Source organism: Paenibacillus sp. J22R98, from assembly GCF_059383835.1.
Genome location: NZ_JBXENW010000012.1, coordinates 134,223 through 159,639, shown reverse-complemented (window position 1 = coordinate 159,639; position 25,417 = coordinate 134,223). Strand labels below are relative to the sequence as shown.

Annotated in this window: 25 protein-coding genes and 1 pseudogene; 22 read left to right on the top strand and 4 right to left on the bottom strand. The window is 50.8% G+C overall.

Annotation, left to right across the window (positions count from 1 at the left end; translation table 11 throughout):
• Positions 1-43: 43 nt before the first annotated feature.
• Together AC50Y3_RS27020 and AC50Y3_RS27015 are read left to right on the top strand one after the other, a co-directional pair.
• Positions 44-679: a 2OG-Fe(II) oxygenase gene (locus tag AC50Y3_RS27020; RefSeq protein WP_494821809.1), complete on the top strand. Its 636-nt coding sequence runs from the start codon at positions 44-46 to the stop codon at positions 677-679.
• Between the two features lie 14 nt (positions 680-693).
• Complete coding sequence (locus AC50Y3_RS27015; RefSeq protein ID WP_494821808.1) at positions 694-2,508, top strand: MBL fold metallo-hydrolase; 1,815 nt, start codon at positions 694-696, stop codon at positions 2,506-2,508.
• Between the two features lie 115 nt (positions 2,509-2,623).
• Here AC50Y3_RS27015 and AC50Y3_RS27010 read toward each other — a convergent pair whose 3' ends face one another.
• Positions 2,624-2,950, bottom strand: coding sequence for a hypothetical protein (locus AC50Y3_RS27010; protein WP_494821807.1), 327 nt, complete (start codon positions 2,948-2,950; stop codon positions 2,624-2,626).
• A gap of 333 nt (positions 2,951-3,283) precedes the next feature.
• On the opposite strand from AC50Y3_RS27010, the gene thiM reads away from it, so the two are divergent.
• The 18 genes from thiM to AC50Y3_RS26920 all read left to right on the top strand — a co-directional run bounded on the left by thiM (position 3,284) and on the right by AC50Y3_RS26920 (position 23,056).
• Entirely contained in the window at positions 3,284-4,096 is an 813-nt protein-coding gene (gene thiM / locus AC50Y3_RS27005; RefSeq protein ID WP_494821806.1) for a hydroxyethylthiazole kinase, read from the top strand.
• The gene (thiD, locus tag AC50Y3_RS27000; RefSeq protein ID WP_494821805.1) at positions 4,093-4,905 is read left to right on the top strand and encodes a bifunctional hydroxymethylpyrimidine kinase/phosphomethylpyrimidine kinase; all 813 of its coding nucleotides are present in this window, start codon (positions 4,093-4,095) and stop codon (positions 4,903-4,905) included. Before thiM ends, thiD begins: the two co-directional genes overlap by 4 nt.
• Positions 4,902-5,588, top strand: coding sequence for a thiamine phosphate synthase (gene thiE / locus AC50Y3_RS26995; protein ID WP_494821804.1), 687 nt, complete (start codon positions 4,902-4,904; stop codon positions 5,586-5,588). The genes thiD and thiE overlap by 4 nt, the downstream gene beginning before the upstream one ends.
• A gap of 206 nt (positions 5,589-5,794) precedes the next feature.
• Positions 5,795-6,088 (top strand): RNA polymerase alpha subunit C-terminal domain-containing protein, encoded by a 294-nt coding sequence (locus AC50Y3_RS26990; protein WP_494821803.1) that lies wholly within the window; start codon positions 5,795-5,797, stop codon positions 6,086-6,088.
• Between the two features lie 119 nt (positions 6,089-6,207).
• Positions 6,208-7,260 carry a hypothetical protein gene (locus AC50Y3_RS26985; RefSeq protein WP_494821802.1) on the top strand — a complete coding sequence of 351 codons (1,053 nt, stop codon included), beginning with the start codon at positions 6,208-6,210 and terminating at the stop codon, positions 7,258-7,260.
• A 90-nt stretch (positions 7,261-7,350) separates the two neighbouring features.
• Complete coding sequence (locus AC50Y3_RS26980; protein ID WP_494821801.1) at positions 7,351-8,241, top strand: LysR family transcriptional regulator; 891 nt, start codon at positions 7,351-7,353, stop codon at positions 8,239-8,241.
• Positions 8,242-8,333: 92 nt separating this feature from the next.
• Positions 8,334-8,771: a rhodanese-like domain-containing protein gene (locus tag AC50Y3_RS26975; protein ID WP_494821800.1), complete on the top strand. Its 438-nt coding sequence runs from the start codon at positions 8,334-8,336 to the stop codon at positions 8,769-8,771.
• A gap of 39 nt (positions 8,772-8,810) precedes the next feature.
• The gene (locus AC50Y3_RS26970) at positions 8,811-9,692 is read left to right on the top strand and encodes an aminoglycoside phosphotransferase family protein (RefSeq protein ID WP_494821799.1); all 882 of its coding nucleotides are present in this window, start codon (positions 8,811-8,813) and stop codon (positions 9,690-9,692) included.
• A gap of 94 nt (positions 9,693-9,786) precedes the next feature.
• Positions 9,787-10,896: a glycoside hydrolase family 99-like domain-containing protein gene (locus AC50Y3_RS26965; RefSeq protein ID WP_494821798.1), complete on the top strand. Its 1,110-nt coding sequence runs from the start codon at positions 9,787-9,789 to the stop codon at positions 10,894-10,896.
• A 144-nt stretch (positions 10,897-11,040) separates the two neighbouring features.
• Positions 11,041-12,819, top strand: a complete 1,779-nt coding sequence (locus AC50Y3_RS26960) for a cache domain-containing sensor histidine kinase (protein ID WP_494821797.1) — start codon at positions 11,041-11,043, stop codon at positions 12,817-12,819.
• Positions 12,794-14,422, top strand: coding sequence for a response regulator transcription factor (locus tag AC50Y3_RS26955; RefSeq protein WP_494821796.1), 1,629 nt, complete (start codon positions 12,794-12,796; stop codon positions 14,420-14,422). The genes AC50Y3_RS26960 and AC50Y3_RS26955 overlap by 26 nt, the downstream gene beginning before the upstream one ends.
• Positions 14,423-14,567: 145 nt before the next feature.
• Positions 14,568-16,349, top strand: a complete 1,782-nt coding sequence (locus tag AC50Y3_RS26950; protein ID WP_494821795.1) for a type 2 periplasmic-binding domain-containing protein — start codon at positions 14,568-14,570, stop codon at positions 16,347-16,349.
• A gap of 86 nt (positions 16,350-16,435) precedes the next feature.
• Positions 16,436-17,419, top strand: a complete 984-nt coding sequence (locus tag AC50Y3_RS26945; protein ID WP_494821794.1) for an ABC transporter permease — start codon at positions 16,436-16,438, stop codon at positions 17,417-17,419.
• A 21-nt stretch (positions 17,420-17,440) separates the two neighbouring features.
• The gene (locus AC50Y3_RS26940) at positions 17,441-18,328 is read left to right on the top strand and encodes a carbohydrate ABC transporter permease (protein WP_494821793.1); all 888 of its coding nucleotides are present in this window, start codon (positions 17,441-17,443) and stop codon (positions 18,326-18,328) included.
• A gap of 19 nt (positions 18,329-18,347) precedes the next feature.
• Positions 18,348-18,947: a hypothetical protein gene (locus AC50Y3_RS26935; protein ID WP_494821792.1), complete on the top strand. Its 600-nt coding sequence runs from the start codon at positions 18,348-18,350 to the stop codon at positions 18,945-18,947.
• 159 nt (positions 18,948-19,106) lie between these two features.
• A complete protein-coding gene (locus AC50Y3_RS26930; protein ID WP_494821791.1) occupies positions 19,107-20,681 on the top strand; it encodes a spore germination protein in 1,575 nt (524 codons plus the stop codon).
• 16 nt (positions 20,682-20,697) lie between these two features.
• Positions 20,698-21,921 (top strand): Ger(x)C family spore germination protein, encoded by a 1,224-nt coding sequence (locus AC50Y3_RS26925; RefSeq protein ID WP_494821790.1) that lies wholly within the window; start codon positions 20,698-20,700, stop codon positions 21,919-21,921.
• Positions 21,922-21,940: 19 nt separating this feature from the next.
• Positions 21,941-23,056: a GerAB/ArcD/ProY family transporter gene (locus AC50Y3_RS26920; RefSeq protein WP_494821789.1), complete on the top strand. Its 1,116-nt coding sequence runs from the start codon at positions 21,941-21,943 to the stop codon at positions 23,054-23,056.
• A 13-nt stretch (positions 23,057-23,069) separates the two neighbouring features.
• Here AC50Y3_RS26920 and AC50Y3_RS26915 read toward each other — a convergent pair whose 3' ends face one another.
• On the bottom strand, positions 23,070-23,303 hold the full coding sequence (locus AC50Y3_RS26915) for a YczF family membrane protein (RefSeq protein WP_494821788.1): 234 nt from the start codon (positions 23,301-23,303) through the stop codon (positions 23,070-23,072).
• Between the two features lie 111 nt (positions 23,304-23,414).
• Positions 23,415-23,945 (bottom strand): SRPBCC domain-containing protein, encoded by a 531-nt coding sequence (locus AC50Y3_RS26910; protein WP_494821787.1) that lies wholly within the window; start codon positions 23,943-23,945, stop codon positions 23,415-23,417.
• Positions 23,946-24,128: 183 nt separating this feature from the next.
• Between AC50Y3_RS26910 and AC50Y3_RS26905 the strand changes: the two genes are divergently transcribed.
• Both AC50Y3_RS26905 and AC50Y3_RS26900 read left to right on the top strand, forming a co-directional pair.
• Positions 24,129-24,617 carry a peptide ABC transporter substrate-binding protein gene (locus AC50Y3_RS26905; protein WP_494821786.1) on the top strand — a complete coding sequence of 163 codons (489 nt, stop codon included), beginning with the start codon at positions 24,129-24,131 and terminating at the stop codon, positions 24,615-24,617.
• Positions 24,618-24,674: 57 nt separating this feature from the next.
• A complete protein-coding gene (locus tag AC50Y3_RS26900) occupies positions 24,675-24,953 on the top strand; it encodes a hypothetical protein (RefSeq protein WP_494821785.1) in 279 nt (92 codons plus the stop codon).
• A 170-nt stretch (positions 24,954-25,123) separates the two neighbouring features.
• Here the strand turns inward: AC50Y3_RS26900 and AC50Y3_RS26895 are convergent.
• Positions 25,124-25,372, bottom strand: a pseudogene (locus AC50Y3_RS26895) (polysaccharide deacetylase family protein); the annotation flags it as partial.
• Positions 25,373-25,417 lie beyond the last annotated feature (45 nt).

Here is a 25,417-nt window from a genome sequence, read left to right as displayed (position 1 = left end):
TTCGACTACTTCCTCAGTATTCGAGATAGAGGAGGACATGACGATGACGATTAAAGAACAGACGATTATGAACGTGAGCCGAAACAAAATTAGAACGGCGGATAAGGAAATTACGATTGTCGGCAGAATCGAAGAACCGCTTATTCTCATATTGGAAAATGTGCTTAGCCATGCCGAATGCGATACGTTGATTGAGCTGGCTACAAGCAGAATGCAGCGGGCCAAGATCGGCAAAGCTCACGAGGTAAGCGATATTCGCACCAGCAGCAGCATGTTCTTCGAAGAAAACGAAAATGAATCCATTCATGTCATCGAAACCAGAGTAGCCGAACTGATGAGTGTACCTATCGCGCATGCGGAACCGCTGCAAATTTTACATTATAAAGCCGGTGAGCAGTATCAGCCCCATTTTGATTATTTTAAATCCGGAAACGCAGTAAACAATCGCATCAGCACGCTGATCATGTATTTAAATGATGTGGAGGAGGGGGGCGAAACGTATTTTCCTTCCCTGCATTTTGCGGTAACGCCCAAAAAAGGAAGCGCTGTCTATTTTGAATACTTCTATACGGACGATCACTTAAATGAACTCACCTTGCATGGGGGCAATCCCATTGTGGTCGGGGAGAAATGGGTCGCAACGCAGTGGATGAGAAGACAAATTCATCGCTATGAATAGGGGGAGCAGCTTGCATGCTGAAGTCGATTTCACCGAATCTATATCAATATGAGGATACTTGTCTGGTGTATGTCATTAAGCACGGAAGCGAAGCGGTCTTGATCGATTTCGGATCAGGCAACGTGCTTGAAGAGCTGGCAGCAATCGGCGTTGATAAGGTCACGGATGTACTGATGACGCATCATCATCGGGATCAAGGGCAAGGACTGGACAAAGCGATTGCGGCAGGTGCGCGCGTCTGGGTGCCTCATCATGAGCAGGATTTGTTTGCGCATGTGGACCAACACTGGCAGGGCCGTGAAATACTCGTCAACTACAATGTACGCCAAGATAAATTCTCCTTGCTCGAACCGATTTCGATTGCCGGAACACTGAAGGATTATGCCAACTATACCTTTGGCGGGCATTCCTTTAACGTGGTTCCTACTCCCGGGCACACGACAGGATCGATAACGCTGACTACCGTACTGGATGGCAGCCTTGTTGCTTTCACAGGAGATTTGATCGCAGGTCCGGGAAAGGTTTGGTCCATGGCGGCGACGCAGTGGTCGTACAACGGCTGTGAAGGGGTTAGTCATTCGATTTGTTCATTGGCGGTTCTGCGGGATAAAAGCCTGCAGATGCTGCTTCCGTCGCATGGCGAGATTATGGAACAGCCTTCTGCGGCCATAGCGCCTTTGATTGAGAAATTAGAGCAGCTCCTTCGACTGCGTGGCCAATACGCGGATTTCGAGTCCTTCAAGGAACCGGAGTTTCGGGAAATTACCCCTCATCTGCTTTGGAATGCCCGCAGTTTTGCCAACTCCTATGTGCTCCTTTCCGAAAGCGGCAAAGCACTTCTTATCGACTATGGATATGCCAATATACATGCAATCTTCATAGCTGGAACGGATCGCGCATCACGCCGGCCGTCTCTCTACCCCATTGAGCAGTTGAAGAAGCAATACAATGTGTCCAACATTGATGTGGTCATACCGACGCATTATCATGACGATCATGTGGCGGGGTTTAATCTTCTGCGTGATGTTGAAGGTACAGAGACCTGGGTAGCCGATAATTTTGCCGATCTGTTCGAAAATCCATCCCACTACGACGTACCCTGTATTTGGTATGATCCCATTCCGGTAGACCGTAGAATACCGCTTGAGCAGTCCGTGGTCTGGGAGGAGTATGACATCCGTCTCTACGAGCAACCGGGCCATACCCTCTATGCGGTCGCTATCTCGTTCGAAGTCGATGGTAAACGCGTGTTGGCCATCGGAGATCAGCAGGGGAATGACGGCAACTTAAATAATTACGTGTATCAGAATCGGTTCCGTTCTCATGACTATATTTTAAGCGCGGAGTTGTATCAGAGTCTGAATCCCGACCTCATTGTTTCCGGCCACTGGGATCCGCTATGGGTGGAGGAAGGCTACTTCGATAAGCTGAAGCGGGACGGGGAAAGCTTGAAGCAGCTGCATGATGAGCTGTTGCCTCTGGAGAAGATCGATCTGGGAGCCGAAGGTTATTGTGCATGGATTAAACCTTACCAAATTGAGGTGAACGTCGGGGAAAAGACCGAAATTGCGGTTGAGGTGTTAAATCCTTTCTCAAGCAGGGAAAAGGCAACCGTGCGACTGGTTACTCCTCCGAGCTGGAATATAGAGGCCGATGAGCAGCAGTTGGAAATCGATCCGCACAACGTGGAGACGGTGCAGTTTGCGATTTCGGTGCCAGCCGGGATCTCGGTGAAGCGAGCCCGAATCGCGGTCGACGTTACAATTGGGGATCGGAAGATGGGGCAGCAGGCTGAAGCGCTCGTGACGGTTGTAAGCGGGCTTATTTGAACGTTTTCCACTAGGAATCGACCCGTTTCAATCTTGATTATGGGAAAAAACAGACCCCGCCATCACTTTGCGTGAAGCGGGGTCCATTCTTTCTGCGCGGTTGATCAACTTCGGATTAGTTACTGCCCGAAAGGACATAATCCGTGTCTGTAAGCGTGTACGTAATAATGCTGTTCGTATTTAGTAACCCATCCAACTCGCTTCCGCGGGTAACAACGAATTGCATTTTGCTGTAGAGGTCGCCTTCGAAGATCGTGAAAAGCAGGATGCCATTTAGAAAAGCGTTGTCGTCGTCGCCGTTAGCAACCTCTTCTGTCCCAAATGGTCCAAGAGTAAAGGATTCCGTGCCATAATGGTTATAAGGCTCCAAGCCTGCGCGGATAAACAGCGTAATATCCAAAACGGCTCCGGTGGTATTTACAAATGTTTTTAAACCTGCCATGAGGTTTATCCTCCTTTCACAGCGGGATACTCTATCCTATTCTAGTATTTTGAGATTGCTAGGACTCCTATAATGAATGGCCCGTGATTACCGTTGCAATTTTGGATGTCATGGATTACACTGATCACAATCAAATAATAGCGCGGGAGCTTGTAGAAACAGGCTGAGAGTACGACTAATCCGTCGTAGACCGTTTAACCTGTTGGGTAATGCCATCGTAGGAAGTTCACGGCTGTCGTGCGCATTGTGGCGCCTTACCCTCGTTCTGCGGGTAAGGCGCTTTTTTGATACGGTACTGGATTGGAAAATAGGAATGAAGAGGTGGCCGAGGCTATGAACATTCAAACTGTAGCGAGCAAGCTGAAACAAGTAAGGGAAACGAACCCGTTGATTCACAATATTACGAATGTTGTCGTCACGAATTTCACCGCGAACGGCCTGTTGGCACTTGGGGCATCCCCGGTCATGGCGTATGCCAAGCAAGAAGTCGCGGATATTGCCAAAATATCCGGAGCGCTCGTACTGAACATTGGAACGCTGAACGAAACGGAGATCGAAGCGATGAAGCTGGCGGGAAGCTCAGCCAACGCGCATGGCGTCCCGGTCGTGCTGGATCCGGTTGGAGCGGGAGCTTCGGCTTACCGTACGGACACAGCCAGAGGATTACTGGCAGAAGTTAAGATCAGCATCCTTCGCGGAAATGCAGCCGAAATCGCGAACGTGGTCGGCCGCGAATGGTCGATTAAAGGCGTCGATGCCGGAACAAGCGGCGGCGATGTAGTTGAATTGGCTAAGCATGCGGCGTTGCAGCTCGGCACTGTCGTCGTTATTACCGGCGAGGCCGATATCGTCTCTGACGGTACGCGGACGTTTGCCGTGCGTAATGGGGATGCGATTCTGACGCGCGTTACCGGAACGGGCTGTCTGTTAACGTCCGTTATCGGCGCATTCGCGGCGGTAGAGAGCGATCTGCTTGTTGCATCCGTAGCTGCATTGACGGCATATGGCGTAGCTGCTGAGCTTGCAGTAGGCAAAGCGGCCGGTCAAGGGCCGGGCAGCTTCCAAATCGCGTTCCTCGATCAATTGTCGAATGTAACTGCAGAGGATATCGAGAAGCTGGGCCGAGTGGAGCGGATTGAACCATGAGTATAGCGAGAGCATTAACGATTGCTGGCTCGGATAGCGGCGGCGGCGCCGGTATTCAAGCGGATTTGAAGACATTTCAAGAGCTTCGGGTGTACGGGATGTCGGCCATTACGGCTGTCACATCGCAGAATACACTTGGCGTACGGGGGATCTATCCGCTGACGGCTGAAGCGGTTCGATCGCAGATTGAGGCCATCGGGGACGATCTCGGCACGGATGCGGTGAAGACGGGCATGCTGTTCAACGATGAGATTATCGTTGCGGTTGCCGAGGAAATCCGCCGTTACGGCTGGAGCAAGGTCGTTGTCGATCCGGTTATGATCGCCAAGGGCGGAGCTTCACTGCTGCTCGATCAAGCGGTTCGGGCCATGAAAGAAACGCTGCTTCCGCTCGCATGGGTTGTCACACCTAATGTGCCGGAAGCGGAGGCGCTGACGGGGATGACAATCGCGGGCATTGCTGCGCGTAAAGAAGCGGCCAAGCGGTTGGCCGACTTCGGTGCCAAGCATGTCGTGCTCAAAGGCGGTCACGATCTGACCGATGATGGGCAGGCGATTGATATTCTCTATGACGGCCGGGACTTCTACGAGTTTCGCAGCCAGCGGAGAGAAACGCGCCATACGCATGGCACCGGCTGCACATTCGCTTCGGCGATCACAGCTGAGCTTGCCAAAGGCCGCGACGTACCTGAAGCTGTCGAAGTCGCCAAAGCTTTCATCCAGGCGGCGATCGAATTTCCGCTTGGCCTTGGACAAGGGCACGGACCGACCAATCACTGGGCGTACCGCGATCAGGAGAGTGGACGATGAGCACGGGGGCTTGGCCGGATAAGGTCATACGCGAGGCGCTGCGACTTTATTTCATCATGGGGAGCAACAACTGTTTGCCGGGGCGCGATCCTGTTCAGGTATTGTCGGAAGCGATCAAAGGCGGCGTCACGATGTTTCAGTTCCGCGAGAAGGGTAGCGGCGCGCTTGTAGGTGATGCCCGAGTCGAGCTGGCTTGGCGTCTTCGGGAGCTGTGCCGCGAGCATCGCATTCCGTTCATCGTGAACGACGATGTCGAGCTGGCCTTGGAAGTGGACGCGGACGGTGTCCATGTCGGCCAGGAGGATGAGGCGGCAGCGGCCGTTCGCCGGTTAATCGGCGACAATAAGCTGCTTGGCGTCTCTGCCTACGACGTAAAGGAGGCTGAAGCTGCCATTCGTTGCGGCGCGGACTACTTGGGCATCGGGCCGCTGTTCTCCACTCGCACGAAGGAGGATGCCAAGGACGCTTCAGGCCTAAGCGTGCTCACGCAGATGCGGGAACGGGGCATGCACATTCCGATCGTCGGCATCGGCGGAATCACCGATGTGAACGCGGGCGACGTCATCCGTGCCGGGGCCGACGGCATATCTCTTATCTCTGCGATTTCGCTCGTGGAGGATCCGTTCGCGGCATCCCAGCAGCTGCGACTAGTCGTCGACGCGGCGGTCGCCGGAAACGGTTAAGCAAATTGGCGTGGTGCACTGTATTGGCAGTGGCTACGCCTTTTTCGTTGTGCTATTGATCACATTGACCGTATAGGCCCCCATGTAGACCTCTGTGTGACCTTCCGCGCTGCAGTGAATCGTCAGAAGGACCAGGCGGCAGCGCCTGGTCCTTTTGCGGTACAATAAACAAAACGGTAAATTTCCAAGAGAGGATGGGTGCACCAATGGCAACGACGGAGAAATCCTTACGAACCTGCAAGAAAGGACATAAGTATTATAAAAGCACGGACTGTCCGACCTGCCCGACCTGCGAGCAAGAGCGGAAGCCCGAGAACGGATTTCTGTCTCAGCTGTCGGCACCGGCAAGACGAGCGTTGGAGAACAACGGGATAACCACGCTAGAGCAGCTATCGAATTATAGCGAAGCGGAGATACTCAAGTATCACGGTATGGGGCCGGGCTCAATGCCGAAGCTGAGAGCGGCTCTGGAGGCAAATGGTTTATCTTTCAAGCAATAAGTGCTGTACAGAGCATGGCGAGCATATCGCCAGGGCTCTGTATTTTTTTATATGCGGCAGGTAATTTGGATAATAATGGTGAAGAATCTCTGTAAGAAATTGCGGAGGTGGTGTGGCGAATGCAAGAGAATAAGATCGCTCAACCTGATACTGTGGTAAAGCTGGAGAATTATAGGTTTAGTGGACTTGATGCTTCACTGGTGGGTGCCATAAAGTCGGTTGCTGACTATTATCAGCTTCCGCTAACGACTTCATGGATGTATGGCATGACGGGGATCGCCTTCCTGCACATCCTTGATGAGAACATGTGCGAACCTAACGGTGGGCCGCTCGAACCGGATGTGTTTCAGCTTGCTCGTAATTTCGGCTTGGGCATTGAAGGTTACCATGTTCATGCAGAGGGTGAAACCTTCGCACGATTACAAGCAGAAGCTTGGGAGAAAGCCAAACAAGCCATTCACGCCGGACAACCGGTTTTTGCAAAAAATATCGATATCAACAACCAGTCGTCGGTCATCTACGCGATCGATGATCATGGTTACTACACCTACACGTGGCATACGGGATTCGAGCATAGTGAGGATGTTATTCCATGGAACTCGTTAGGTTTAAGTCAGTGCCCTTGCATCAACTGTGTTCGTGATCGCGAGTCATCCGCAACGCAAACCGACCCATCCAGCGGGCTGATTTCTCTGCATTGGGCGAAGCCAATTCCGGCAAAGCAAGACGTTCGGGCAGCGCTGAAAGAGGCACTCGGGTTCGTCATTCGGTTAAATGAGAGGGGAGTCTACGAATGGTCCGGCAAAACCTACCTCGTCGGTTCGCAGGCCTATGAGCGTTGGCTAACAGCGCTGACAAACCAGCAGCTGGACAAGTACTTCTTCAGCTTATTTATTGAAATTATTACTGAAGCAAGGCAACATGCGGGCCAGTTTCTATGTGAAATCAGAGAGAAGGTGACGGATATTAATCTCGGCACCGTTGATGAACTCATATGTACCTATAACGAAATCGCGACTAATTGTAAGGTACTGAAGGACATGTATCCGTACACGGAACCACGCATGCAACCGTTCGAACAGAGTGATCAGTGTGCGGAGCTCCTGAGAGAGATTCAGTCATTAGAGAGGCATGCCTTACTTAAGCTGCATGAGCTCCACTCCAGTCTTTAAGTGGCACATGAACCGTCCCGTATGGATTGCCGTAACGGTGAGTTCATGTTAAAGTAGCTGGAACTTCTTATACGAATGGAGGCGGTGCCCGTGGAACTGACGTACTTGAAGACTTTCCGTGAGGTGGCCAGGTGCGGGAGCTATACGCGAGCCGCGGAATCGCTGGGCTACGCCCAGTCAAGCATCACGTCGCAGATCCAGAAGCTGGAGGAATCGTACGGGGCGGTCCTCTTGGAGCGTTTCGGCAGAGGCATGAAGCTGACGATGGCGGGTGAGGCGCTCCTGCAATATGCCAACGACATCTACAGACTGCATGAAGAGTCCAAGGAAGTCGTAGCCAAACAATCCAAGGGGACACTTTCAATCGGTACGATTGAGACGTTGGCTGCCTTTTACCTCCCGCCGCATCTGCAGGCCTATCGCCGCGAGTATCCGGACGTGAACATTGTCATTCAACCGGCGAATGAGCCGTTCATTATCGAAGCGGTCAAGGAAGGCGAGCTCGACGTCGGGATCATTCTGGATCCTCCGTTCACGGACCCCGAGCTTCACAGCACCATCCTGCGAGAAGAGACATTGGTCATTATCGCAAGCCCCAATCATAAATTAAATGGACATAGCGAAGTCCATGCCCCGGATTTGGAGAACGAGTCCCTTATTATGACGGAGGATGGCTGCACGTACAGAGCCATGCTGCTCAAGGTGCTGAAGGGCAATCAAGTGAGCTTCAGTCTCTCGTACGAGTTTGGCAATTTGGAAGCCATCAAGCAGTGTGTGATCTATGGATTGGGGATTGCCCTAGTGCCCCGGATTACGGTGGCCGAGGAAATTCGTAAAGGCCAGCTAATCGCGATTCCTTTTGTCCACCCGGACTGCAGGTTCTATACGCAATTGATTTACTCCAAGAAGAAATGGAAGTCGAAAGCGTTCAACGGCTTCGTAGAACTGCTTAGTGGCGGTCTCAATTATCGAAATGAGTGAAGTGTAGTATAGATTTCTATCGATAACTCCATGGTTAGGGGCTGTGATACATTGAAATCAAGAAATCCACAACCCCACTGGAGGTAATCAATATGACCATTCAAACACGCCAATCCCTCGTTCTTGAGACACCTGCTGCATCGCCCGAGCATACACATCGTCATTACATGAACAAACTATCCGTGGAAACAGATGTTGCGGATGTGCGATATGACATGCTGCACGGGCTGAATGATTTTCTGCTCCTCGATGTTCGCAGTGCGAAAGCCTATGAAGAATGCCATGTTCCCGGCGCAATCAGCCTGCCGTCCAACACGATCACCCCGGAAACGACAGCCGCCTTCTCGAAAGAGCAGGTTATCGTGGTCTACTGCTGGGGGCCGGCTTGCAATGGCGGCACCAAAGGCGCGGCTCGGTTATCCGGCCTTGGCTTCAAGGTAAAAGAGATGCTGGGCGGCATCGAGTATTGGCGGAAGGAAGGGAACGAGGTTGAAGGTACACTTGGACAATCCGCTCCCTTGATTGGATAAGGGAAATGAAGCGATTCGTCTATCTATAGGAGGTAACGAATGACGGAAATCAACAAAGAGCTCGTAAGCAGGCTTATTAAAGGGCAGTTCCCGCAATGGGCGGACTTGCCGATCTATCCGGTTGCCAAGAGCGGCCATGATAATCGAACCTTCCACTTAGGCGAGGAGATGAGCGTCAGGCTGCCAAGCCATGAGTCGTATGCGGCCCAGGTCGAGAAAGAACTCATGTGGCTGCCTAAGCTTAGACCGAACCTTACTTTACCTATACAGGCTCCGGTAGCGAAAGGGAATCCTGCGGAAGGATATCTGTGGCCATGGTCCATCAATCGTTGGATCGAAGGGGAAACCGTAAGCCTTGCTTCGATAGACGATCTAAATCAACTTGCAGTCGATTTGGCTGCATTCTTAAAGGAGCTTCGGGCCATCCCGGCTGCGGAAGGACCTCCTTCGGGCGCGCATAATTTCTACCGTGGAGGCTCGCTTACGGTTTATCATGAGGAAACGATGACGACGCTTAAGGATCTGAAATCGGCCTTTGAAACCCGCCCATATCACGAGATGTGGGACTTGGCATTGCAGTCGCAATGGACGGAGGCGCCGGTCTGGGTGCACGGCGATGTGGCAATCGGCAATCTGTTGGCGCAGAACGGGCGACTCAGCGGCGTTATCGACTTCGGCACAATGGGTACCGGCGATCCGGCTTGCGATTATGTGATGGCGTGGACATTCTTCGACGCTCAAAGCAGGGAGATCTTCCTGCGTGAAGTCGGCTGCGACGAAGGAACGCGTCATCGGGCACGCGGCTGGGCGCTATGGAAGGCGCTCATCACTTACAATGGGCATGATCGAAACTCCACTGCGGCAGCGGAGGCCAAGCGCATACTGGACGTGATTATTAGCGATTATGAGCCGTCCAAATAACAAGTGATGATTTGTCCCGAGCTATCATAAGCTTCCATAAACGATTGGTGGTTACTAGATAGTAGCGCCATTCTTAGTTTGCGGGAGGGATCGTATGAATAAGGCATATGATGTCGCATGTTATCACTGGTCGAACTGGCATCCATACGCAGGCAATGAATCGAAGCGAGGCAAAGGCTGGACGGAGTGGGAGTATCTAAAGTCGGCTATACCAAGGTTTCCTGGACATCGCCAGCCTAAGAAGCCATTATGGGGTTACCTGGATGACTCCAACCCAGCGCATGCGGAGAATCAGATCGATGCCGCGGCGGACCATGGCATCACGACATTTATCTATGTATGGGGATGGCAGAAGGATGACGGTTTCGGCGGGAATGGCAATAATCTTGCGCTGGATCAGGGGTTTCTACAGGCTGCAAACAGAGAGCGGCTTCAGTTTGGATTGATGTGGTGTGCATCGGCACTTGAGGATGAAGCATTTGACTATATCATCGACAATTACTTCAGTCAGCCTAATTATTGGCGCGTGAATGGCGGCTTATATATTTCGATCTATGAGCTCGGCAAATTAATAGCGGAATGCGGTGGTATTGAAGAGACGGCGCAAGCCATTCATCGTTTCCGCGAGAAAACAAGGGCGGCCGGGTTAGGTGAAATTCATTTGGCCGCAATCGAGTGGGGGCTGCAAAGTGAGCTATTCGGTGAAAATGCGGCTGAACTGATCGGAAAGCTGTCTGTCGATAGTGTCACCTCCTACGTTTGGGCTCATAATGGGACCCCGCCGGATGGATTGTATGGACCCTACGACCAATGGGCACAAGATGCGATGTCACGCTGGCCCGCATTTCAACAGAAATTCAATGTACCCTACCATCCGCATGTATCCATGGGCTGGGACCCGAGCCCGAGATGCCACCCCGATAGGAGATACCAGATCGGCGGACCGCTGCTGTATCATACCATGCAGGGCGAATATGAGAATCTATACGAACCTTACCTCTCTTCTATTGTCGTGGATAATACGCCTGACCTATTCAGATCGTCACTGCTCCAAGCGAAGAAGTATCTGGAGGAGACCGTGGAAGCCTCGCCTAAAATCGTCACGATTTATTCGTGGAACGAATGGACGGAAGGCGGCTTTCTGGAGCCGGAGGAGCAGTATGGCATGGCCTATCTGGAAGCGATAAAGGATGTTTTTGGGTAATCCATAGCCTAGCGAAGTACAGAGCACAGTGGCCCGGGCTGCTTCTGCTCTGTATTTTTTTGCCTGTGCAGGATAATGGGGATCCGCGTCAAATGATACAATAGGAAATGATTTGAAAAATACTGATTCTTTAGGAGATACGGGATGAACAACGTTCTTCTTGGCTTAAGGAAAACGATTTTTTTCAGATTGCTGGCGATGTTTATCTTTATTCTCCTCCCGCTGTATCTCATCGGAATCGGGATGTACAACTGGGGCTCGCGCACCGTCCGTACGGATATTAAGCAATCGATGACGCTGCAAGGCAATTATTTCATGAAGGATCTGGAGAACAATCTGGATCGCATCCGAACATTGCAATACAACTTATTGAACATCGACGATATTAATAAGCTTGTTAATGTTTACCCGGTCATACCGGATGATTACGAGCAATCGCAGTCGATTCTTCGCGTTGAAGAGCAGTTGACCATCTTGAAGAGCAGCAGCGCTTATATCGACAACATTCGTGCCTTGATCGCTCCGGCGAAAATGACCATTGACTCACAGGGCATATATGGGAGCTTTTCCGCCAGAGATACCGCTTTTTTTGACACGCTCAAACATAATGCCTTCGATCAGATTAAGTTCCGGGGCGGTCGTCTTCATTTTATATCCCCATATTCTTACCTAGACCCCAATGACAATACGGCTATCTCCCACATTATTGATGTGACCTTATCCGCAGAAGCGCTGCAGCAATCGCTGGTTCAAATGAGATCATACGAGCATGGAGGCTCCTTCCTAATTAGCCGTACAGCCGGTGAAGTTATCGCAGAAGATATTGAGAGTGACGATGCTTCCCACGCGGAATTCGCCCTCAGGGCCAGATTGTCCCCTAATGCATCCAAAATTGAAACCGCTTCCATAAATGGAGAGCGCTACTTGGTCTCGTATATTTATTCCGACTTTCTGGATATGACCTACGTCAAATTTGTGCCGGAGCACTATATCTTTCAAACGATTGAGAAGTATAAACGCTGGTTCTGGTCCTTCACCTTCGTAAGTATCGTAATTATCCTCTTGTTTTCCTTCCTCGCGAACAAATTAATTCGTAACCCGATGAAAACGCTCATTCACTCCTTCCGAAGGGCGGAGAAAGGTGAGTTAAACTTCAAGGTCGACTACCAGCAGGATACTGAGTTTCGCTATTTATTTCAGGCGTTTAATTCGATGACCGGGAAAATTGCTGAAATGATCGATCAAATGTACGTGCAGAAGCTGCTCGCGAAGAATGCAGAATACAAACAGCTGCAATCGCAGATTAATCCCCATTTTCTATACAATAGCTTCTTCATTCTGCAGCGCATGATTATTGGCGAGGACATCGACAATGCATCGCGGTTTGCGGAACATCTGGCTAATTATTTTAAGTACATTACACGAAATGCGGCTGAGGAAGTGAAGCTGTCGGATGAGGTTGAACATGCGAGGGATTATGCGGAAATTCAAACGATGCGGTTCTCGAAGCGCATTGTTATTGATTTTGGCCAACTGCCTGAGCGGTATGCCGGCGTAATGGTGCCGCGTCTCATTGTGCAGCCCTTTATCGAGAATGCCTTTAATCATGGATTAAAGGGGGTCGGCAGAAACGGACGCTTGGATGTGAGCTTTCACGATATGCACGATGGCTTCTGCATTGTGCTGGAGGATAACGGGAGAGAGCTGACTGAGGCGGGGGTTAGAGAATTAGCGGAGAGGCTGGAGGAATCCGAAACCTACGATGAAGTCACAGGCATCGTCAACATTCATCGCAGAATCCGGCTGAAATTCGGAAACGAAAGCGGTGTGACTGTCTCGCAAGGGGACATGGGCGGGCTGAAAGTGCAAATTAAATTTGTTACAGGAGGAGACCAATATGTACAGGTTGCTGATTGTGGATGATGAGGATCAAATTGTCGATTGGCTGTATGATCTGTTTAAATCGGACGGGATGCTTGAACTAGACGTATACAAAGCCTATTCGGGTTACGAAGCGGTTGAGCGCATGCAGCAGATGAAGATCGACATTCTTCTCACCGACATGTGCATGCCTGGCATGGATGGAATCGCCTTGCTGGAACAGGTGAAGCGATATTGGCCGTCCAGTAAAACCATCTTTCTATCTGCGCACAATGAATTTGACTATATCTATCAGATTAGCAAGTATGAAGGTGTCAGCTATATTTTGAAGTCGGAGCATGACTCGGTCATTGTACAAGCTGTGATTAAAGCGATCTCCGATCTACAGGCGGAGCTGGTGCAGGAATCCATTGCCGGCAGAGTCAAGGAGCTGGAGCGCATGGCGATCCCGATGCTGCGCAAAGAATTTATTGGCGAATGGTTAGAGGGTATGTTGGAAGAAACGACCATTACACAGGCGAAATTCGACGAATTACATATTAAGCTGGATGCGAAGCAGCCTGTCTGGATCGTCATTGGGAAGATTGACGATGCGGATAGTCACAGACCGTCCTTTAGCTCCCAGATCTTAATTAGCGCCCGCGCAATAGCCGAGAAGTTTCTTGGTGACGACATGCGGTACGTAGTAAGCAGCAACGAGAAAATCTACATTGTCTGGTTAATCCAATTAACGGAGAATTCGCTCAGATGGTCGTTTGAGTCGATTCAGATGTCGTTCAAGGAGTCGACGAACATGACGATGTCCTTTGCGATTGCAGAGGAACCTTGTCGATTTAGCGAGGCGGCGGAGGGGTACGCGTTTCTGAAACGGTCTTTAAATGCCCGAATGGGAGCGGGGAAGGAAATGATTGTGTCGAGGGATGCCGGATTATTGGAACAAGGATACAAGGAAGGCGCTGCCTCCAATGGGCAGGTCTTGAAGAGCTTTGCACAGCTCAAGAAATCCGCGCAATTGGTCAGCCTGCTGGAGAACGGTAAGAGGGACGAATATAGGATTCTGCTCGGCGATATGACGAACGGTCTGCGCTTGGTGAAGAGCATGTACGACAGCGCTGCCCTTGAAATTTATTATTCGATTGCGGCGCAGCTGCTCTCGTATATTAACAGCTGGAGCCTAAGTCATAAGCTGTCGGAGCGGCTCGGATTGAGAAAGCTGTTTATGCTGCATGAGTTCCCTGCCTGGCATGAGGCCGTCGACAATATGGTGGCGATTTCGGATGCGTTATTTGATATCCAAGCGCAAGATCAGCTGGTGCGTACGAATGATACCATCAGCAGAATCAAGCGGTACATCAAGGAGAATATTGCCGGCGAGCTCTCGCTGCATATGCTCGGCGAGGTTGTCCATTTCAGCCCCGTGTATCTCTCTCAGCTGTTTAAACAGGTGACCGGCAGCAACTTGTCCGATTATATCAACCAGGAGAGATTGAAGCGTTCCAAGGAACTGCTGCTGCGAGGCGATATGAAAATTTACGAGGTAGCGGCTGCAGTCGGATACAGCTCCGCCAATTATTTTGTCCGATTCTTCAAGAAGATGTTTGGCATGACGCCGCAGGAATTCCGCAATTTGAATCTGCCTTTGTAACAAAACTGAAATATATAGATTAGTAACCGTTCTTTAAATAGTGCTATATACGCGCTCTCCCCGCCCGATTTATAGTTTATGTAAGCGCTTCACTTTGTGTATTTTCTCGGAGTGACAGTGTCAAAAAACACTAGGAGGAATTGGCTTGAATAAGAAGATTCAAGTTGCAATCTGCTTGGCAGCAGTCATGCTCCTGACCTTCACTTCAGCACCGGCTTTCGCGGTAACGACCAACAAGAAGGTCGACATCTGGGCAAAATACAAAACACCGATCACGGTATCAACTGTGTACAGCATCGCCGACGGGGCAACTGTCATGCCGAAGGGTCAAAGCTATACCGGAAAAAACCCGTTCTCCGACGCGTACAAGAAAGAATTAGGCATCAACCTGAAGGTGCAGTGGACGACCCCTCAAATTCAATATGAACAGAAGGTCAACATTGCGATTGCTTCCAACAGCTTGCCTGACGTGATGAAAGTCAACGCCATCCAGCTGGCCAAGCTTGTGAAACTAAACATGGTAGCGGATTTGACCAAAACCTATCAGACCTACATATCGCCATGGTCCAGAGGATTTACAGAAGGTGATGGCGGCTTAGCGCTCAAAACCGCAACCTTCGACGGCAAAATAATGGCGATTCCGGTTGGAAACGCCGTGAACGACAGTCTTCCGGTGCTGGCGATTCGTGCAGACTGGCTGAAGAAGCTCGGCTTGAAGCCGCCGAAGACAACCGCCGATTTGATGGCTATTGCTAAAGCCTTTACGGAAAAGGATCCGGACGGCGACGGTCAAAAAAATACGCTGGGCCTCGCTGCTTCCAAGGAAATCTTCAGCATTTACGGCGGCTTCAACGGATTCTTCCAATCCAATAGAGCCTATGTCGCAATGCCTAACGGCGGCATGAACTGGATTACGGACAAATCCGGCAACAACCTGGTAGCTGGGGAAATTCAGCCGGAAGTGAAATCCGCACTCAAAGACTTGGCTACGATGTACTCGAACGGCTACATCGACAAGGAGTTCGCGGTCAAAGACGGCACGAAGATGGCGGAGGACATCGTCAAGGGCAAAATCGGTATGTTCTACGCCGAGCAATGGAATCCGTTCTGGCCGATTCCGGATGCCAAGAAACAAAATCCGAATGCGGACTGGAAGTTCTATCCGATCCCTACTGTGGACGGCAAAGCGCCTAAGGTTCAGCTTGGACCTAGCTCCGCCGGCTATTACGTGGTGAGAAAAGGCTTTAAGTACCCGGAAGCCGCCATCAAAATGCTCAACCTGCATACGAAGCTTGAACCATACTGGAGCCCGGACTACAGCCCGCTGTACCATTTTGGCTCCATTGATCCGAAGAATCCGCTCCTGCCGGATAGCAAAGTCACATCGCCGGGCTGGCAATTCTCTGCCGTTCAAGCCTTCTCTCCGACACAGAATATCGATATCTATAAGGACTACATTACGCTGCTTAATACGGGCAACCCTGCCAAAACGAAGATGAACCAAGCCATGAAGCCGGCAGACGCGAAGAATACGCAGAAACGGATGCAGGAAATTATCCGACTGAACACCATCCCATACGACAGCAGCGTAATGGTGAAAACCGGAGATGGTACGGTTCAGAAGCTGTTCGATGACACCCAATACCCGGCATTGCTGTGGGTAGGCTCTCCGTTCAGCTCATGGTCGGCGATCTACACCTATGTCCAAAACCGTCAAACCTTCCCGCTGGCCTACTACGGAGCGCCGACACCGACGATGGCAGCGAAATCGCCTACTCTCGATAAGCTGCGCTTGGAGCAGTTTACCCGGATTATTATGGGGAAATCGCCTGTCAGCCAATTCGATAGCTACGTGAAGAGCTTCAACAAATTAGGCGGCACGCAGATTTCGAAGGAAGTAAACAGCTGGTACGATAAGAACCACTGATGTTGCGATAGCGAAGCAGAAGTCTGAAGGGGTAAACTTCCGGTTTATCCCTTCCTATTTTGGAGTCGTGTGAAGGGGTAGGTGCAATGAATACGCAAACGGTGACATCAGATAAGGCACTTAAGAGGTCCGAGGCAAAAGCAAAGACAAAATCCAAATCGCATGAAAACCGTATCTTGCATGTCATGTTAATCCCGGCGGTGCTGCTTGCGATCGTTTTTTGCTACATACCCATGGTGGGGATATTGATGTCGTTTCAGGATTATAATCCGGTGCATGGCTTTCTCAGCTTCTTTAACTCGACGTTTGTGGGGTTCGATAATTTCGTTTATCTGTTCGACATGCCTGACTTTGTTCAGGTCGTCTGGAATACGCTCTTTATTTCGATCATGAAAATGGCAGCCGGGCTGATCGTACCGATCGGTTTCGCCATTCTAATCAATGAAGTCCGAGTGAGCGCAATAAAGCGGTCCATTCAAACCGCCGTGTACTTGCCTCACTTTTTATCCTGGGTTATTCTGGGCGGCATTCTGATTGATGTTCTGTCTCCATCGCAGGGCATTGTGAATGCCGTTATGAAAGCACTCGGGTTAAACGAGGTGTTTTTCCTGGCTGATGAGCATGCGTTTCGATATGTCTTGGTCCTCTCCGATGTATGGAAGGAATTCGGCTTCTCGACGATTGTTTATCTCGCGGCCATTACATCCATCAATCCCAATTTATATGAGGCTGCCGCAATTGACGGGGGCGGTCGGTTCAAGCAAATGCTGTATATTACGCTTCCGGGCATGATGCCCATCATTACGTTAATGGCGACGCTAAGCTTGGGCAACGTGCTGAATGCAGGCAATGGACTCAATGCCGGGTTCGACCAAGTGTTCAACCTCTACAGCCCAATCGTCTATCCGACGGGCGACATTATTGATACGTTCGTCTATCGGCTTGGCCTGCAGGACCTGCAATTCAGCGTTGCGGCCGTTGCCGGATTGTTCAAGTCGACAATTGGTTTCGTATTTATCGTCGCTGCCTATTGGATGTCTTACCGGTTCGCCAAATATCGTGTATTCTAACGAGCGAAAGGAAACACGGCCATGAATTATACGTACGGTGAAAAAGTGTTTTCGGTGTTCAATACGGCATTTTTGCTGTTTATTAGCTTTATCTGTTTGTTCCCGCTGCTGAATGTGCTGGCAATTTCATTCAGCGATAGTTCGGCCGCAGCGGCGGGGAGGGTAGCGCTGTGGCCTGTCGATTTCACGTTTAGCTCTTACAAATACGTGCTCAAGAAGCCGGAGTTCTTCAATTCCTTCGGCATCTCTGTTCTGCGCGTCCTTGCCGGCGTTATCATCGGCATGCTGGTCACGATCATTACGGCGTTTCCGCTGTCCAAGGAATCACGTGTCTTCCCGTCGCGGACAGGATATGTTTGGTTTCTGTTTATCACGCTTCTCTTTAACGGCGGGATTATTCCGATGTATATGACCGTTCGGGCACTGGGGCTAATCGATAATTTCTGGGTACTGATTCTGCCGGCGGCGCTGTCGGTATGGAATATTATCTTGCTGCTGAACTTTATGCGGGCATTACCAAAGGAGCTGACCGAATCGGCCGTGGTGGATGGCGCCGGGCATTGGACGACATTATGGAGAGTCTTAGTCCCGCTGTCTAAGCCGGTACTGGCCACACTCGTCCTGTTCACAGCCGTTGGTCATTGGAACTCCTTCTTCGATGGGCTTATCTATATGAGCAGCCCCGAGCATTATCCGCTGCAAGCTTACTTGCAGACTTCCATTGTGCAAATCGATCTGACCAAGATCAATGAAATGACGATTGATCAAATTCAGCAGCTAACGGCTATATCAGACCGAACATTTCGAGCTGCGCAAATCTTTACCGCCACGTTGCCGATCCTTTGCGTCTATCCTTTCTTGCAGAAATACTTTATCAAGGGAATCGTGCTTGGCAGTGTGAAGGAATAATGCGGAAGGGGTTGGAACCGTGAAAGCGAGAATTCTTCTTATGCTTGCGATTATATTCATGCTGCTGATGATGACAGCATGCGGAGGGACAGCAAGCAACAACGGCAGCGATAACAGCATAGCCTCCGCAGATGATAGCAATGCGAGTGATAGCGGCACTGATACGACGAGTAATGCCAATAGCAGCACGGAAAGCAACAACAGCGGCAATGCCGGGAATAGTACGGAGGCTGTCAGCAGCGATGGCAACAGTACGGATGCGAATACAGGGAATAGCGGAAGTGAGGAGAAGGCGGAGCCGGACCCGGAAATCGACAAGCTGTCCAAGCCCGACGAGAAGGGAACCGTTGAACAGCTTCTGGGAGAGTGGACCGAGGTGGATTCGCCGGACCGTTTCGCCAAAATTTCGGAGAACCCCGACGAACCGGGCACCTATATTTATGAAGATAATGAAGGCAAATATAAGGGGACATTCCAAGATGGCGTCTTGACCGTCGTGTTGTCTCTATTTGAAACCGAAAATAATCAGGATACCATTGAGGTCTACTTCGATGAGAAGCTGGGGTATATGGTTTACGTCTATGACGAGACCTTGACCAAGCTGGAGAAAGCGAAATAAGCAGAATTAGCTATCGTTACTAGCAATGGCCGGTAACTCTCCATTCAGGAGAGCTGCCGGCTTTTGTTATGAGCCCCAATAGGTAAAAAAAGGAGAAACAAGGCATACTAGCCTGTATGGCAAGCAGGAAAATTGTAGGTTGAAGGAGATTCAACTCAGATGAGGATACGAAGAGTAGTATTCGGCCATGGCAAGGCAGGCGGCGGCAGCAAGGGGACTCGAGCTGTACAGCCCGGACAGCTTGAAACGGATTTGGATGCCAATATAAGCCGAATCAGAGCTGAACTAACGTCCAGCCCTGATCTGATCGTGCGTAAATTCACGTTGCGAACAGGGCAGCCGCTCCATGTGGCGGCGATCTACTTGGATACCATTACAGATAAAGAAGTGGTGAACGAATTTGTGATGCAGTCGCTCATGTCGCCGTTTCTGCCGCAAATACCGGAAGGTACCGATTCTCCTGAGGCTGCTTTCCGGTTCATATGCGATAACGCGCTTACGGTCGGGCAGATCGAGGTTATCGATAACTGGACCTCCATGCTGCTGGAATTGTTGACCGGCAAGACGATTCTAATCGTGAATGGCTGGAGCCAATGTGTGTGCGGCAATACGATTGGCGGCGAGAAACGCGCCGTATCGGAAGCGAGCACCCAAGTTGTCATACGGGGGCCGAAGGACAGCTTCTCGGAGTCGCTCGCAACGAATATCGCCCTTGTGCGGCGCCGGATCCGGAGCGCGAAGTTTGGCTTTGAAGCCATTAAGATTGGCAGCGTAACGCAAACCTCCGTGGCCATGCTTTATATCGATGGGATCGTGAAGGACGAAATCAAGCAAGAAGTAAAAAGTCGGCTGGACAAAATCAATACGGACGCTATTTTGGAATCCGGGTATATCGAAGAGTTCATCGAAGACAATTGGAGCTCTCCTTTCCCTACCGTATTCAACACGGAGAGACCTGACGTAATCGCCGCTAATCTGCTGGAGGGACGCATTGCCATATTGGTGGACGGAACGCCTTTCGCCTTAGTGGTGCCCACGGTGCTTTCCCAATTTTTCGCCGCTGCTGAAGATTACTACCAACGATACGATATCGGCACTTTCATTCGATTATTGCGGTATATGGCATTCATCATTTCGTTGTTTGGGCCGGCTGCTTACATTGCTTTGACGACCTTTCATCAGGAGATGCTGCCAACGACGCTTCTGATTAATTTGACGGGGGCCAGAGAAGGCGTTCCGTTTCCGGCGCTCGTCGAGGCGTTCATCATGGAGATCAGCTTTGAAATTCTAAGGGAGGCGGGCATTCGGATGCCCCGGGCCGTTGGACAAGCCGTGTCGATCGTAGGCGCGCTGGTGCTGGGAGAAGCGGCTGTTCAAGCGGGTATCGTATCCCCGATCATGGTAATCGTAGTAGCCATTACCGCGATCGCGAACTTCTCCATTCCGGCCTACAATCTGGCCATTACGGCACGTTTGCTGCGATTCTTATTCATGCTGGCGGCCGGACTGCTTGGTTTCTATGGCATCATACTCGGCATGATCATGATGGTGGCCCACTTGAATTCGTTGCGCTCGTTTGGCGTATCCTTCCTATCGCCGCTCGTGCCCTTCAAGTATAAGCAGATGCAAGACGTATTTGTCCGTCTCCCGCATTGGAGCCTTCGGGCCAGACCGGACGATACGGCGGAGGAGGTTGTTCGGATGCCTCCGGGGCAAAAACCACAGAGCGAGTGAGTTAGGGGGCAATCAGATGGAGACGGGTAAACGGTTGGTTAAGCTGGCTCTACTTGCAATCTCATTGATGTCTGTCTTGTTTGCTACCGGCTGCTGGAACAGCAGAGAGCTTAACAAGCTGGCGATCGTGACTGCAATGGCGATCGACAAAGCGGAGCATTCCGATCAATATCAGCTGACATTCCAAGTCGTGGTCCCGAGCGAATTATCGAAGTCGGGAAATGGCGGCGGAGGAGGAGGAGGGGCGCCGTTTACCATTTACAGCGTGCGATCGAAAACGTTGTTTGAGGGGATTCGCAAAGCATCCAAGCAGGTGCCAAGGCAATTGTTCTTCTCTCATATCCAAGTGGTCGTGCTCGGCGAGAGGCTTGCAAAAGAAGGAATCGCAGAGATTTTCGACTTCTTCGAACGCTCGCATGAGGTTCGGTTAACGTCAATGCTGCTCATTGCAAGAGGCAGTCCCTCTGGCAAATTAATTAGTACGATCACACCGCTTGCACCTTTACAAGCACAGGCCGTGCTGGGAGCCAGCGAATTCTCATCGAAAATCTGGTCCAGTTCGCCGAATATCGGAATCGACGAGGTCATCCGTAAGCTCATCAATCCGGGGGCTGAACCATCGATCAGCGGACTCCGGATGATTGGCGATGACGAGAACGTGACACAGAAGCAGAATCTGGGACAGACGCGCCTTCCCTATCACCTTGAAGTATCCGGCATTGCCATGTTTCGTGAAGGGAAGCTTGTGGGATGGCTGGAGAATGAGAAAGCGCGTGGATACATGTTCATCATCAACCAAATGAGGAGCACGATTATGAATTTGTCATGCGCAGGGAAAGCGGACGCCCTTGCCCTTGAAATTATAAAAAGCAAAACCAAGACCCAGGTTTCGATGAAAGACGGTCATCCGCACGTGCATATCGTCGTGAAAGCTGAAGGAAATGTGGCCGAAGTCAAATGCGGCATTGCGCTTACGGAGCTATCCGTGCTGAACAAGCTGGAGCAGGACTGGGGGGAAACTGCGAAATCGAGTATGCTGGCGGCGATTCAGAGCGCACAAGCCGTCCGCTCTGATGTGTTTGGCTTTGGCGAAGTGTTGCAGCGCAGTCATCCGAAGGCATGGCGACAAGTACAAGATAATTGGGCGGAAGCCTTCTCGGAAGCGGAGGTGACAATCACCTTCCAAGGGCAGATCCTGAGATCGGGCATGCGAGGAAAATCGCTGATGGAGAAGTCTTGAAATCGAGAGGAGTGCTAGCATGAATAACCGAGCCGTACATATAGGTCCTCTGCATTTGTTTGCATGGATTACGTTATTCGAGCTGGGGACAGCCGTCGTCATTCAGCTCGGGATGGGTGCGAAGCAAGATGCCTGGATTGTCATTCTACTCGGCTGTCTATGCGGCGTTGCCCTATTTGCCGGAGTATTCGGTACGCTGTATAACCTGTACCCGGATCTCCCTCTAACGGGGTACATGCGCCGAATTATCGGGCCTGTTCCGGGATGGGTGCTGGGCTTTGCTTATCTGCTGTACTTTATATATATCTCGGGCCGCGACGTCAGAGACTTTATCGATTTGCTATCCGCTGCAGCCTATGATGTCACGCCGTTGTTCGCCCTGGCGATGTTTATGCTGATCACAGTTGGTTATACGATTCGTCTGGGTGTGGAGGTGTTTGCGAGAACAACGTTTGTTTTCTTCATACTCTGCTGCATGATGTTTCTGTTCATCATCTTCTTGGTGATTTTCTCGGAAATGTCGGAGGGCAATCGGCTGCTCCCCGTGCTTGGCGAAGGATGGAAACCGGTCTGGAAAGCGCTGTTTCCCACGAACATCACGTTTCCATTCGGCGAAATGATCGTAATGACGATGTTTCTTCCTTATTTGAACAAGAAATATAAGGCTGTCAAAATCGGCGTCGGCGCCATGGTGTTCAGCACGGTTCTGCTCATCATTGCCACCTATGTGAATACTTCCGTGCTCGGCACCGAAATCGCTTCGCGGGCGACATTCCCGCTGTTTACGGCCTTGAGCCGGTTAAAGCTGTCTGAAATCGCTCAGCGCATGGATGCCATTGTGCTTTTCCTGTTTGTCATTACCAGCTTCGTCAAAATAGGCACCTTCATGTATGCCGCGATCTTGGCGGCCGGCGATTTGTTCCGAATCCCGAATCACAAGACGTTAATCATGCCGATCGGTCTCATCGTCATGTTCACATCGCTTACGGTCGCGGGAAGCTTGACGGAGCACCTGCAGGAGGGACTCAAGATCGTGCCTTATTACCTTCATCTGCCGCTCCAATACGCGATCCCAACCCTACTCATGCTGATTGGCTTAATTCGGCGCAAAGGGAAATCCGCTGCTTCCTCCTGATGGGGATGAGCTGTCAGTGCCCGGGCCAGAACTTGCGTAGAAGGGCAATAATCGGCCTGCGCAGATAGAAGAAGAGGAGTGTCGCAAGCATGAGCTTCTCGATAAAGTCGAACATGGAGAACGGGAATATTAAATTTCGAAGCATACGGTCCGGGGGGAGGCCTTGAAGGAGATCCATGACCAAATCCCACAGGATAATGCAAGGGAAGAGGAGCATGAAAACCCCGTAGTGCTTATTATTCTTCATTGTACACGCACCTTTCGATCCGTTGATGCATGTATTATTCCCCAAAAGCCCGTTCAAACAAAAAGACCGTGAAAGCCACCCATGGTGACTGTCACGGCCCTTAGCTGTTGGTTAGAAACTAGCCAAATAAGCATCGAGTTGGTCGAAAGTGCCGCCGAACCCTTGGTTCATGGATTCGAACATGCCTCTGTAGAATGCGTGCTCCTCCGGACTTGCATTGTTAGGGCCTCCCTCAAGCTTGAGGGTGGTTTTTCCATCTTGCTCCGTGAACGTCACGATATTCAAGATTTCCAGCGGGAACTGCGGTGCGAATGGAGGACGCTCTGTTCCGCCCTCGGGGTTTGAGAACGAGTTGATCCAGACGAGCTTCTCCGGCGCCACGATTTCTTGATAAACGAATTTACCCCACATGGTTTGTCCATCGGGCGTGCTCATGGTGTAGTGGAAGATCCCTCCGGGACGCAGATCAAGCTTCACCACTTCAAGACTCAGCCCCTTCGGTCCCCACCAGTGCTTCAGATGCTCAGCTTCCGTGAATACTTTAAATACTAACTCACGCGGTGCATCGAAGGTGCGAGAAATGACTAACTTCCCATCCTCCATACTTGTTACATTGGCGTTTACTGCTTGGTTATCGGTCATTATGATTCCTCCAGCGTTAAATTTCTTGCTTTGAATATACTCTACTAGGAATATTCCTGTCAAGGAATATTCAATATCGAACCAAAGTGCCTGCGCGACGGATTGTTTAACTTACCCTGGCAACAATTTTACTATTCATGCCGTCTTCTATAGCAATAAGGTTGGAATGGATGTGGGGCTCGTATGCTTGTCAAAAAGTTGATGTGGGTGTCCTTATGTGCGGTTATGCTGCTATTGAGTGCATGCGGGGGAAAGTCTGAAGTGACCGCTGCAGATAAGGGCGAACTGTACAGCCTGGCGTTGGACGCCTTTATGCCGGTCGATGAAGGTCTGAATAGCGGCATGAAGTACATCGCCGTTGATATGAGCAACTTGAAGGATCTTGACGAGGCAGATAAGCAGCAGATTCTGGACCATTTCAAAACCTACAAGGTCGATGTGATGGAAGCGACCTATGAGCAATTGGAAGCCAACGGATTGTTTAATCCGAATACGCTGTCACTGGACGGCGTGCTGCTCAAGGTGGATAAGACAGAGCTCACTGCCAAGCAGTTTATTGTTGAGGGTTCCAAGTATCGCTCCGGTGACGGATCCATTGGCATGCGCGTTGTCGTGGAGTTAAAGGACGGACAATGGCAAGTGAAGAAGGCTGACATGACGTGGATAAGCTAACCTAATAGACGCTAATCTGCTATGATAGTTGCAAAACGATAGCGGGGTGATTGATCCATGTTCGGCAATAAGAATACGAAATCGCCCGAGCCGACTGCGGAAGCTGCGCGGGTCGTCCCGGTATACACGGTACACTCCCTGCCCCAGCCGTATGAAGTGCTGTGCACCGTCTACTCCGGCAGGCTAAGCAACAGCTCGCCCGTCAATTTGCTGCAGCAGCTTGGCCGCGCCGGCGGTGCAGTTGCAGAGTGTGATGCGGTCATTGGCATCCTGCTCACGCCCGGTTTGGCGTCGGGGACGTTGAATGCCTACGGCACAGCCATTCGTTATGTGTAAGATAGAAAAGGACCGGGCAGCTGCTCGGTCCTTTCTCCTTTTATCGCTTACTGCTGCAGCTTCAGTAGCTCGCTAACGGTGACAAAGGAATACCCTTGTTCCGTTAACGCCTGCAGCATTTCATGGATTGCGGTAATCTCGTTTGGATCGTACATAGGGTGAAGGAGCAGAATGTCCCCGCCAATGAGGAAGAAAGTAGCCTTTGCTTTGTAAGTGTCCAGAAGCGGCAAGAGCTGATCGACATTGCCGGTAGGGCCGTCATCAAAGGTGAGCGCGATGACCTTCTGATTGGTCTCAACTTGATTGGTTATGCCCCCGAACACTTGAAAGGTACGGGAGTTCATCCATTTGAGCGTACCGAATAGAATCGCAATTAGGAGTATGAGGACAGCTGCGCTGATGATTAATTTTTTCTTCATGGCTGGTACCTCCTTGATCAGTTTTCGTTAGCCGGGTTCCATTTG

Excerpts from the sequence above, each read along its gene's own strand:
- AC50Y3_RS27020 (WP_494821809.1), top strand. The coding sequence starts at position 44 with ATGACGATTAAAGAACAGACGATTATGAACGTGAGCCGAAACAAAATT.
- AC50Y3_RS27015 (WP_494821808.1), top strand. The coding sequence starts at position 694 with ATGCTGAAGTCGATTTCACCGAATCTATATCAATATGAGGATACTTGT.
- AC50Y3_RS27010 (WP_494821807.1), bottom strand. The coding sequence starts at position 2,950 with ATGGCAGGTTTAAAAACATTTGTAAATACCACCGGAGCCGTTTTGGAT.
- thiM (WP_494821806.1), top strand. The coding sequence starts at position 3,284 with ATGAACATTCAAACTGTAGCGAGCAAGCTGAAACAAGTAAGGGAAACG.
- thiD (WP_494821805.1), top strand. The coding sequence starts at position 4,093 with ATGAGTATAGCGAGAGCATTAACGATTGCTGGCTCGGATAGCGGCGGC.
- thiE (WP_494821804.1), top strand. The coding sequence starts at position 4,902 with ATGAGCACGGGGGCTTGGCCGGATAAGGTCATACGCGAGGCGCTGCGA.
- AC50Y3_RS26990 (WP_494821803.1), top strand. The coding sequence starts at position 5,795 with ATGGCAACGACGGAGAAATCCTTACGAACCTGCAAGAAAGGACATAAG.
- AC50Y3_RS26985 (WP_494821802.1), top strand. The coding sequence starts at position 6,208 with ATGCAAGAGAATAAGATCGCTCAACCTGATACTGTGGTAAAGCTGGAG.
- AC50Y3_RS26975 (WP_494821800.1), top strand. The coding sequence starts at position 8,334 with ATGACCATTCAAACACGCCAATCCCTCGTTCTTGAGACACCTGCTGCA.
- AC50Y3_RS26970 (WP_494821799.1), top strand. The coding sequence starts at position 8,811 with ATGACGGAAATCAACAAAGAGCTCGTAAGCAGGCTTATTAAAGGGCAG.
- AC50Y3_RS26965 (WP_494821798.1), top strand. The coding sequence starts at position 9,787 with ATGAATAAGGCATATGATGTCGCATGTTATCACTGGTCGAACTGGCAT.
- AC50Y3_RS26960 (WP_494821797.1), top strand. The coding sequence starts at position 11,041 with ATGAACAACGTTCTTCTTGGCTTAAGGAAAACGATTTTTTTCAGATTG.
- AC50Y3_RS26955 (WP_494821796.1), top strand. The coding sequence starts at position 12,794 with ATGTACAGGTTGCTGATTGTGGATGATGAGGATCAAATTGTCGATTGG.
- AC50Y3_RS26945 (WP_494821794.1), top strand. The coding sequence starts at position 16,436 with ATGAATACGCAAACGGTGACATCAGATAAGGCACTTAAGAGGTCCGAG.
- AC50Y3_RS26940 (WP_494821793.1), top strand. The coding sequence starts at position 17,441 with ATGAATTATACGTACGGTGAAAAAGTGTTTTCGGTGTTCAATACGGCA.
- AC50Y3_RS26930 (WP_494821791.1), top strand. The coding sequence starts at position 19,107 with ATGAGGATACGAAGAGTAGTATTCGGCCATGGCAAGGCAGGCGGCGGC.
- AC50Y3_RS26925 (WP_494821790.1), top strand. The coding sequence starts at position 20,698 with ATGGAGACGGGTAAACGGTTGGTTAAGCTGGCTCTACTTGCAATCTCA.
- AC50Y3_RS26920 (WP_494821789.1), top strand. The coding sequence starts at position 21,941 with ATGAATAACCGAGCCGTACATATAGGTCCTCTGCATTTGTTTGCATGG.
- AC50Y3_RS26915 (WP_494821788.1), bottom strand. The coding sequence starts at position 23,303 with ATGAAGAATAATAAGCACTACGGGGTTTTCATGCTCCTCTTCCCTTGC.
- AC50Y3_RS26910 (WP_494821787.1), bottom strand. The coding sequence starts at position 23,945 with ATGACCGATAACCAAGCAGTAAACGCCAATGTAACAAGTATGGAGGAT.
- AC50Y3_RS26905 (WP_494821786.1), top strand. The coding sequence starts at position 24,129 with ATGCTTGTCAAAAAGTTGATGTGGGTGTCCTTATGTGCGGTTATGCTG.
- AC50Y3_RS26900 (WP_494821785.1), top strand. The coding sequence starts at position 24,675 with ATGTTCGGCAATAAGAATACGAAATCGCCCGAGCCGACTGCGGAAGCT.